Consider the following 8,670-nt stretch of genomic DNA (forward strand, 5'->3'; position numbering starts at 1 on the left):
CATACATAGAAAAAAATAAAAACTCTGTGGATCATTAAACTTTGAGCAACTCTGCTGCGACAGTCGCTATGGCAAAAAAAATTGTCAATTAAATTTTTAACATTATTGGTTATCAATCCAATCCTTCCATAATCTCAATCACAAATGCGACTGCAATTGGTGCAAATGCTATTGTAAATTTAAGAATAAAATTAGCATTGGTGATGTCTCAGTGATTGAAGGGCAAGTCCTTTGGAGCAATCCATCAGATATTAGACTTAAAGAAAATGTTATATATACAAATCGTTTGGTTTTGTAGTTTATCACAAATCTTCAAACTACTTCTATAATTATATTTCAGATAAAAATAAAATTAGATATGATGGATTAATTGCACAGGACGTTGAAAAAGTTTCTAATGCAATAGGCGGCGTTCCGTTCAGTGGACTAAAAAGTCAGATGATGGAATTTACTCCTTATCATATTCAGACTTTGTTATTTCCTTGATCAATGCAGTTAAAATATAAAATAGACAAATTTAAGACTGAAAATATCTCTTTAATTGCTACTATTCAAAAACAAAATGAAATTTTGGAATCAATACGGAAGAAAATAACTGAACTATCGGCTAAAAATGTAAATATTATTAATATGGAACCAAGTAAAAATATTTTTATCGGATACATAATACCAAAGAAGATACACCGCTACTCGCATCGGATCGACGAGGTGGCCGCTATTTAATCATCAAAAAATTACAAGATTGGTCAGTTTCACTAGTTCATAGGACAGAAATCTTGTTTCGTTTATATCTCGATTTACAACAAGCGTATCAACTTAGTATACAGTTTTTTTACCCATTCAAAAGAAAGAATTGTTGCCTTTAAAAATTTGACTCTTTGGTACAATGATATCGATGTCGGAAAGGTATCTTTCAAATCATTCATCACCAAAACTATTTAAAATAATTATGAAAAATCTTGAATTTCTTTGATAATAGAAGCACAAATGCGTCAGTTGAATCTTTCAATCGCAGCGGCGAACCATGCAAAGATAAAAGTTTTCAGAAATCAGTTTATAGGTGTAAGAAATGTTAACATTTCATGTTTATGCGTTCAAAAACTTATGCATAATTCCCCAACTTTTCTGATTGATCCTACACTTGTATGTACACTTTTTCAAAATCAAAATTTTGGCAATAAAAAAGCCTTATAATCTATTGACTATAAGGCTTTTAACTCTGCTCCCGAAGCTGGGAACGTTCAAAAATGTTTAATCTACTGACAGTCAATCTTGTACAACATGAAACGCACTTGCATTTCTTACGGTGGGTTGGTTTATGGGTTATTTGCTCCAAAAAAAACAGTCCCATAAGTTGGCATCAAACCACCGTTGTTAAAATTTATAGCAAGTTTTTCCTTGATAAATCCTTTCAAAAATTCATTCTCTTTCTTTAAATATTCAATCAACATACTATCGACTGAATTATTTAATTCTGTTAGATTTATTGCACTTCCTTGACTAAAAGATTTACTTAACTCTAAACCTAAATACTCATTTATTTTATTGAGTGTTTTGGTGCTACCTGAATTGTTTCTATACATTGAATACAAAGCTTGCTCTGTTATTTCAATATCTTCGCACATTTTTTTTGCTGAAATACTTCTTTCTTTCAGTCTTTTTGAGATGATTTCTTTTAGTGTTTCCATATAAAAATAAAATAATTATTTAAGTTTACTTGCACAACTAAAACTTTTCTTTTAGTATTGCATCGTCTTAACGTTTTTGTGTACCGAAATAACGCAAAAAGTTTAGGAATTGATTCAAAAAAGTAAAATATTTTTTTCAACACTAAAAATATTTAAGGTTTTGAATCAAAAAAAAAGCCCCGCTGTGAAGCGAAGGCCTACCTTCTTAAGCTGACTTATGCAGTGAGGTTTAAAAAGGATTTTGAACTAATAAACTTGTACGCTGCAACCGCAAACGCCAAACAGATTACAACTGTAAGGGCAAATGCAGGAACGCCAGCAAGTCTGATAGTACCGCCAAATGCTGACAGTTCTATCAAGTTGTTTTCATTCTTCATGCGAAGAACACAAAGGGGCTAAGGGGGAGTTAGATTCCCCCATCTCCTTTGAATTGTAAATGTATTCTTTTTTTCAACACTAAAAAATCTAAGGAAATGACACAAGTAAATGAAGTTCCTGAAACTGCTGTAAAACCACATTCTATTATAGCTTCAACAAAGTCTCAACACGTTAAAAGTCGTGAATTATTCAGTAGGATTAATTATCCTTTCTTAACCCTCAGATTGCCTTCAAAACAGATTCATACTGATGCTGAAATTATCTCGAAAATACTTGTGCCTTTCCTCAAAAACTTCAATACTGAAACTGTAACTATTCAATACTTATTTCGTGAAGATGTTGACGCGGACGGTAATATCTATTTCTCTTTAATGTATGATGCTGTGCTAAATAAAACCGAATTATTTGAAAAATGGGCTGAATGCACCGAAAATTTAGGCTACATGACCCGTGCTGAAAAACTTAAAACCCGTGCCGAAAAACGCAATGAAGCTATTGCCGAACATCAAAGTTAGATACCAACAAACCGATAGATAGATACAGCGTTCGTGTGAAATAGTGAGGTGTTTCGTCCAGTACAGTAGAGAGAATGGACAAATTTATTTGAGTTGGTCAGCTTAAATATCTGAGAATGTGGCTCTACCCTATTTGAACGCAAATGATGACGACCGCCCCAAACAAATGGTTTGGGGCTTTTCTTCCCAAATATTCTTTTTGAAACTATTTAACTAACAATCAAATGACAGTCGAACAAATTGGCTCACTTACCGATAAAATCGGTGATTTTTTGCAAACGCAAGGTATTAATGAATTTCATCTTCTTATTCCTGTTGACTTACCGAACTCACCAAGTGTAGCCAGTATTACACGGCTACATAAACCAAAAGAAAGTGTTTTTTCTTCGGTTTCATCAAGTATCAGCGAAATAGTAACTGCCATGCTTGAATCATAAATTCAACCTAAATAACTCTCTAATGACTGCTTTAATAATCTTCTTTGTGTTGGGCATCCCTGCCTGTGTGATGTTCTTTTGGCACATAATTTTTGGGGTTCGTCCCTTCTTACACGAACTAAAAAGTTTTGATATGACATTCACATTTGATGTTTTTGGATTTGGTAAAATATCGAAAGAAACACCAACAGGTTTGCATATTACTCTTATCGCTCCATTCATGTTTTTTGATTTTGAATTTACTGTTTTCGATACTATCAAATGATTTTACCTATTATAACTCTCTCTACTTATGACACATCAAACCACATCAAACCCCGTCTTAGAACCGAACGTAATTGGTCAAGCGTATTTTAATTCTGACGAAGTTACTAAGGCTCATTTTATCGAAGTTGCCGAACGTATCGCTCTTAAAAACGGCTCTAAACTTGTTAAGTTTCGTCGAATCTTTCAAGAAACGCACGCTTATTTGCCAATAGCAAATGTGTACACTTACTTTCTTCATGCTGCCCATCAAGTGTACGGAATCAATTTTGATTTTCGGGTGTCGGCTCGTTCGGCAAACGCCAAAACCATCGTTCAGGAATACGAAGGCAAAAGAATTGAGTTAAGCATTGAATCAATATGAAAGCTTTATTCTGCCTTCTTATCATTATCGTATTTTTCCCGATAATGCTTGCAAGCGTGTTTCGTCACCTTTTTGTAAAAGGTTTCTTTCTCCGTGAACTCCGATATTTTTTGCATGGCTCTGATAATGCCTGATAATGGAAACCCCAATTTCGGTAAGTTACTGTTATTTTCTTCCAGTGCTTACCCCCTACCAATTTTGCCGTAAAATAATGCTACATCAAAAAGAAATAGATATTGCCAAAAACAATATCAAGGAAATGGTATCTGATACCGTCGTGAAGCATTGGACAAAACGCCCTCAATTGATTGCTTTTGCTCATACTATTCATAATGCACATAAGCATTTGAGACTGACCGAACGAAATACTCAATCGGTCGTAGATGCTTTGGCTGGTGCTGTGCAAAAAGGCATAATTACCGATGCTGCTAAGAAACACCTGCTCGAAACTATTCAACAGGCAATGATGGACAATAATATTATTGTTGAAAACGAATTTATAAAAAAACAAAAATGAAATCAGAAATAAAAAACCGTTGGGTAAAAGCCCTAAAAACAAATCAATTCATGGAAGCCCCAAAAGGTATTGTATTGCATGACTATCACGATACTCCAACCGAAGGCGGTGTAATCGTCAGAACAGAACGCTTTGCCCCTATTGGTGTATTGGTGGAGTTATTCAGACAAGATAATAACATTGAATCAACACCCGAATTTTGGTCTGAAAGCTGGTCTGAAAATGGGCAATTACCAAATATTGAGGAATGGGCTGGTTTTAGTTGGTCGAATGACAAATATAAAAGAGTATTTGCCTCAATCATGCAAGCCGATACCAATCATCATCAGGTGCAAGCAATTTGGATTCGTAAGTATATGCCCGTTACACCAATTGCTAAACGCTTAAAAAAAACTACTCTTAAAGTCGTAATGTGATGTATATAAAAGTCTTAAATGTAGAATCGGAAAAAGTAATGATTGCTAAAGTTGAAACTTTTCTTAGCATTCATAAATCTGATGTAGGTATTGTTTTGCTTCCCGATGGCAATTATGCGGCTGTTTTGCTTAAATATGGCCTTATCATTAAAGATACCGTTGCTGACAGTTCTCATAAAGCTTTTTGCTCATTTGAATTTAAACGCCCAAGCATCAGACAATGGTCTATTATCGGTGCTGAAACTGGGGCAGCTGGCTTCTGTGAAAAACTAAAAATTGATTATCCTCTAAACCCTGAATACCGATGAACGCTGAAATAAAACAACAATGGATTGCAGACCTTAAAAGCGGTAAGTATCAACAATGTATTGAAGCCTTTAAAATTGATTCTGCTTATGATGCTTTGGGTTTACTCATTAAACAATATAATGAAGCACACCCCGAACAGGCTTTTGATATTGAAAGTACGGAATCGTTTCCGTCGGTGGTTTCGCTGTGGGCTGGTATTACTGCACCAACCTTTGAAAACCCCGTTTCTATTCTTGATGTAATGGAAATGAATGACGGAGGTACGCCATTTTCGGAAATTGCTGACTTTGTAGCGGCTAATTTGTAGCAAAAACAGGCGTCAGCCTTTGGCTTGTCTTACGCTCGGTTTTACCTTTTTTTCGGGTTTAAATTAATTCTTCCAATCAATCGAATACTATGCAAGGTTTACAATTTGATATTCATGAAAATCTCACTCCAACAGTTGCACCACCAACGCCAAAAAAGGCCGTGCCAGCTGTGAAGAAAAAAGCCGTTTCACAATATGAAAGCGAAGGTTTCGACGATACTACTCGAACGCTGGCACACATGACCACAACGGCCACAATTAAGCCACATTCGATAACGGTATCAACAAAGTTTCAGGCGGTCAAAAGAAACGAGGTATCAAATAAGAATTTATTGCAAGAATCTGATAGAAACGGTGTGTATAACGGCTATTTAAGCCCAAATACGAAACGAGAAATCAAGAAACGATTAGATAATTGGCTCACGGCCATTTCTGAAAACGTAGATTTTAAGAATGCACCAAAATCAATGAACCGAAATCAGGTATATCCAACTTTCGTCACTCTTACGCTCCCATCAAAACAGGTACATAAAGATACTACTATTAAAGACAGGTGTTTTTTACCTTTCGTAGAATGGTTGTGTAATCAGTCTCAGGAACTCGACCGCAAAGGTAATTTAAAAGGTTGTGGCGTAAATGGGTACTTTTGGCGTGCTGAATCGACCAAAGGAGGCAACATTCACTTTCATTTGATAATTGACCGCTTTGTGAACTGGGATCGTCTCAGGAAGAAATGGAATCAATTTATTGAGCGTTTAGGCTACGTAACCCGTTACAAAAACCGTATGCAAGCGATATACGCTGATGGCTTCGTTTTGAACACCAAACAACAGTCTTTTGAGGTAAAACGTCTCAAAAAAATAGCAGATGCGTTTAATGAAACTGGTAAACTGCCGAAACGTTGCCATAAACGATTGATGAAAGAACTTGAAGAATGTCAGCGACTTAACCGAAAAATAACTCAAGCAACGCTTTTGCAGGTTTCCGAAGGTATCCAATCGGATGCCTATTTTGCAGGAAAATTTGATGATTGGAAAAATCCTAACAGTACCGATATTAAAAAAGTTGATAATATCGGCTCTTTGGCTTCTTATGTATGCAAATACGTTGCTAAGGATGCTGAAACCGCACCATTATTAGCAAATCAAAAAGTAGAAACCATTGATGGTAAAAAGTGGCTTATCACTACAACGCTCGAAGATGGTTGGGTAATTGAATCTGAAAAAATAGAATTTAAACCTGTTTTTCTCATCCGCAAAGTTGGCGGCCGCCTATGGGGTTGCTCAGATAATCTCCGACAAAAAGAAGTTGAATATCCAAAATATGAAATCTTACAGGAGGAGCGAGTTATGGATAACGACCCAAAAGCGGTGCAAAAATTCTACACTCGAACGCTTGAAAAAGATGAAACCGTAATTGAATGTATTGAAACCGTTAAGGCTATGCGAAAACAAAATCTTACAATTACGGTCAAAGGTGAGAAAAAGACTGTTAAAAAAATTGAAGAAAATCGAATCAATGATTTTTGCATAACTTATTCAAGCCGCTTGAAAATGAAAGATGTTGTTACCGCCCCTATCAAGGACAAATACAACATACACTATCGAAATTTGTTCAATCACCTATACTATGGCTCAACCACTTGAACCGCTCAAACGGTTCGGTGAATGGCTTGTTTTTGAAAATGGAAACATGGTACACAATACAGAAGGTTACGAAATTGACCATGACCGATTGAATGAATCGGATTGGTGGACTTTTTTCTTCACCGAACCGAAATTTAACTGGAATGAATTTATACCTGCTTATTTTTTCGCCTGTAAACAGGCAAATGTACAAACATTAAATCTTAATCTTAATTTGATATGATAGTACCTAATCTTATACTTTCACTTTTTCAAGGTATCGGAATGCTCGACGAAGGTTTTGTGAAAAATGGATTTTGTGTAGTTACTGGACCTGAACGTATCCTGAACGGTGACATTCGTAATTTTTCAGGTGTACCAAACGTTTTTGCTGGTGTAATTGGTGGCTCACCGTGTCAGAGCTTTAGCGGTTTAAATCGTAATCCTGACGGATATAGTGAAGAAATGAAAAACGAGTTTGAAATAATAGTTGAAGAATGTCAGCCACTATGGTTTTTGCTCGAAAATGTGGTGCGTGTACCTGACTGCAAAATAAACGGATACTATGTGCAACGTTTTAACATATCACCCCGTGACCTCGGATTTAAACAAAGCCGACCCCGTACATTTCAATATGGTTCTAAAGTTGGATATATACTCGAACTTCCTGAGCCTGTACATAATGATTCTGAGTTCGTGGGTTGCCTTACTGCTTCCGATGGAACTAAAACCAATAGAAGGACTTTTTTAGAATTTTGTAAGTTGCAAGGATTAGACCATGAACCAGAACTTGAAAATTTTACTAAAACGGCTAAATACCGTGCCGTGGGCAATGGTGTACACATTGGGGTTTCAAATGTGATTGCTCGATTAATAGCGAACGTCACCACGTCACAAAATCCTACCACCATATTCAATACTAAAATATGTGCCTGTGGCTGTGGGCGTATCCCATCAGGTAATAATAAATCTTACTCGGATGCTTGCCGCCAGCGATTAAGTAAAAAACGTAAGTCGTCGCTTTTGTCTGAGTTAGTCTGATTTACGATGTGACCACGCAGCGGTGAAAGTTCTCAGTAAAAATACAATATATCTATTCAGGTAATATAAAAACCCATTTAATCACAATGAATAAACCATTTGAAACATATTTTGGCGGCAAAGGTTCTGACGGAACTTTTCAAACTATAATAAATCATATCCGTCCACATAAGCACTATTTTGAGTTATTTGCTGGTAATGCTACAATTGCACGCCACAAAAAGAAAACCGATTATAATAATATTTTGGTAGAAATAGATAAAGACGTTTGCCAAAGATTATCAGAAACAATGCCTGATTTTGAAGTAATCAATGCAAACGCTCTTAGTTTTCTTGAAAATGAATTAATCAACTATTCAATTCAACGGGGACAAAATATGTGTATTTATTGTGACCCTCCTTATCCTATTTCTTCTCGTTTGTCAAATCATCGTTATAAACATGAGTTATCAGATGATGAACACGATAAATTATTATCTCTACTCAAGCAATGTAAATGTGATGTTTTAATAAGTACTTACCCGAATGATTTATATAAAGAACGTTTGAAAGATTGGCATTTAATTGAATTTCAATCAAAAACACGTAAAGGTTCGGCCACTGAATGGCTTTTTATGAATTATCATCAAATTGATTCACTACACGATTATTCATTTTTAGGTAATAATCATCGTGAGCGACAACTTATCAAAAGAAAACAAAAACGGTGGGTAAATAAATTTTTGTCATTGCCACAACTTGAACAACAATCATTAGTTTCTATTTTACTGAAGTAACACTCTAAATGGCGTTGCTGGCCAAGGTAATAA

14 protein-coding genes are annotated in these 8,670 nt (G+C 35.6%); 12 read left to right on the forward strand and 2 right to left on the reverse strand.

The window, feature by feature from the left end:
- Positions 1–1,316 precede the first annotated feature (1,316 nt).
- Both ABR854_RS05760 and ABR854_RS05765 read right to left on the reverse strand, forming a co-directional pair.
- Positions 1,317–1,688, reverse strand: a complete 372-nt coding sequence (locus tag ABR854_RS05760; protein WP_350264416.1) for a helix-turn-helix domain-containing protein — start codon at positions 1,686–1,688, stop codon at positions 1,317–1,319.
- Between the two features lie 215 nt (positions 1,689–1,903).
- Positions 1,904–2,065, reverse strand: a complete 162-nt coding sequence (locus ABR854_RS05765; protein ID WP_350264418.1) for a hypothetical protein — start codon at positions 2,063–2,065, stop codon at positions 1,904–1,906.
- A gap of 96 nt (positions 2,066–2,161) precedes the next feature.
- On the opposite strand from ABR854_RS05765, the gene ABR854_RS05770 reads away from it, so the two are divergent.
- From ABR854_RS05770 to ABR854_RS05825, 12 genes are all read left to right on the forward strand, one after another.
- Positions 2,162–2,581, forward strand: a complete 420-nt coding sequence (locus ABR854_RS05770; RefSeq protein WP_350264419.1) for a hypothetical protein — start codon at positions 2,162–2,164, stop codon at positions 2,579–2,581.
- Positions 2,582–2,805: 224 nt separating this feature from the next.
- Positions 2,806–3,018 (forward strand): hypothetical protein, encoded by a 213-nt coding sequence (locus ABR854_RS05775; RefSeq protein WP_350264420.1) that lies wholly within the window; start codon positions 2,806–2,808, stop codon positions 3,016–3,018.
- 22 nt (positions 3,019–3,040) lie between these two features.
- The gene (locus tag ABR854_RS05780) at positions 3,041–3,283 is read left to right on the forward strand and encodes a hypothetical protein (protein WP_350264421.1); all 243 of its coding nucleotides are present in this window, start codon (positions 3,041–3,043) and stop codon (positions 3,281–3,283) included.
- A 27-nt stretch (positions 3,284–3,310) separates the two neighbouring features.
- Complete coding sequence (locus tag ABR854_RS05785) at positions 3,311–3,646, forward strand: hypothetical protein (protein WP_350264422.1); 336 nt, start codon at positions 3,311–3,313, stop codon at positions 3,644–3,646.
- Between the two features lie 211 nt (positions 3,647–3,857).
- A complete protein-coding gene (locus ABR854_RS05790; protein WP_350264423.1) occupies positions 3,858–4,163 on the forward strand; it encodes a hypothetical protein in 306 nt (101 codons plus the stop codon).
- On the forward strand, positions 4,160–4,579 hold the full coding sequence (locus ABR854_RS05795) for a hypothetical protein (RefSeq protein WP_350264424.1): 420 nt from the start codon (positions 4,160–4,162) through the stop codon (positions 4,577–4,579). The genes ABR854_RS05790 and ABR854_RS05795 overlap by 4 nt, the downstream gene beginning before the upstream one ends.
- Positions 4,579–4,887, forward strand: a complete 309-nt coding sequence (locus ABR854_RS05800) for a hypothetical protein (RefSeq protein ID WP_350264425.1) — start codon at positions 4,579–4,581, stop codon at positions 4,885–4,887. Before ABR854_RS05795 ends, ABR854_RS05800 begins: the two co-directional genes overlap by 1 nt.
- The gene (locus ABR854_RS05805; protein ID WP_350264426.1) at positions 4,884–5,195 is read left to right on the forward strand and encodes a hypothetical protein; all 312 of its coding nucleotides are present in this window, start codon (positions 4,884–4,886) and stop codon (positions 5,193–5,195) included. The genes ABR854_RS05800 and ABR854_RS05805 overlap by 4 nt, the downstream gene beginning before the upstream one ends.
- 89 nt (positions 5,196–5,284) lie before the next feature.
- Entirely contained in the window at positions 5,285–6,841 is a 1,557-nt protein-coding gene (locus tag ABR854_RS05810) for a hypothetical protein (RefSeq protein ID WP_350264427.1), read from the forward strand.
- Positions 6,825–7,064 (forward strand): hypothetical protein, encoded by a 240-nt coding sequence (locus ABR854_RS05815; protein WP_350264428.1) that lies wholly within the window; start codon positions 6,825–6,827, stop codon positions 7,062–7,064. The genes ABR854_RS05810 and ABR854_RS05815 overlap by 17 nt, the downstream gene beginning before the upstream one ends.
- On the forward strand, positions 7,061–7,861 hold the full coding sequence (locus tag ABR854_RS05820) for a DNA cytosine methyltransferase (RefSeq protein WP_350264429.1): 801 nt from the start codon (positions 7,061–7,063) through the stop codon (positions 7,859–7,861). Before ABR854_RS05815 ends, ABR854_RS05820 begins: the two co-directional genes overlap by 4 nt.
- 86 nt (positions 7,862–7,947) lie before the next feature.
- A complete protein-coding gene (locus ABR854_RS05825) occupies positions 7,948–8,637 on the forward strand; it encodes a DNA adenine methylase (protein ID WP_350264430.1) in 690 nt (229 codons plus the stop codon).
- The last annotated feature ends 33 nt before the right edge of the window (positions 8,638–8,670 follow it).

This window comes from Emticicia sp. W12TSBA100-4 (assembly GCF_040253585.1).
GTDB lineage: Bacteria > Bacteroidota > Bacteroidia > Cytophagales > Spirosomataceae > Emticicia.

Coding starts and splice junctions, on each gene's coding strand:
- ABR854_RS05770 (WP_350264419.1), top strand. CDS start 2,162: ATGACACAAGTAAATGAAGTTCCTGAAACTGCTGTAAAACCACATTCT.
- ABR854_RS05785 (WP_350264422.1), top strand. CDS start 3,311: ATGACACATCAAACCACATCAAACCCCGTCTTAGAACCGAACGTAATT.
- ABR854_RS05760 (WP_350264416.1), bottom strand. CDS start 1,688: ATGGAAACACTAAAAGAAATCATCTCAAAAAGACTGAAAGAAAGAAGT.
- ABR854_RS05810 (WP_350264427.1), top strand. CDS start 5,285: ATGCAAGGTTTACAATTTGATATTCATGAAAATCTCACTCCAACAGTT.
- ABR854_RS05805 (WP_350264426.1), top strand. CDS start 4,884: ATGAACGCTGAAATAAAACAACAATGGATTGCAGACCTTAAAAGCGGT.
- ABR854_RS05800 (WP_350264425.1), top strand. CDS start 4,579: ATGTATATAAAAGTCTTAAATGTAGAATCGGAAAAAGTAATGATTGCT.
- ABR854_RS05820 (WP_350264429.1), top strand. CDS start 7,061: ATGATAGTACCTAATCTTATACTTTCACTTTTTCAAGGTATCGGAATG.
- ABR854_RS05780 (WP_350264421.1), top strand. CDS start 3,041: ATGACTGCTTTAATAATCTTCTTTGTGTTGGGCATCCCTGCCTGTGTG.
- ABR854_RS05765 (WP_350264418.1), bottom strand. CDS start 2,065: ATGAAGAATGAAAACAACTTGATAGAACTGTCAGCATTTGGCGGTACT.
- ABR854_RS05825 (WP_350264430.1), top strand. CDS start 7,948: ATGAATAAACCATTTGAAACATATTTTGGCGGCAAAGGTTCTGACGGA.
- ABR854_RS05795 (WP_350264424.1), top strand. CDS start 4,160: ATGAAATCAGAAATAAAAAACCGTTGGGTAAAAGCCCTAAAAACAAAT.
- ABR854_RS05815 (WP_350264428.1), top strand. CDS start 6,825: ATGGCTCAACCACTTGAACCGCTCAAACGGTTCGGTGAATGGCTTGTT.
- ABR854_RS05775 (WP_350264420.1), top strand. CDS start 2,806: ATGACAGTCGAACAAATTGGCTCACTTACCGATAAAATCGGTGATTTT.
- ABR854_RS05790 (WP_350264423.1), top strand. CDS start 3,858: ATGCTACATCAAAAAGAAATAGATATTGCCAAAAACAATATCAAGGAA.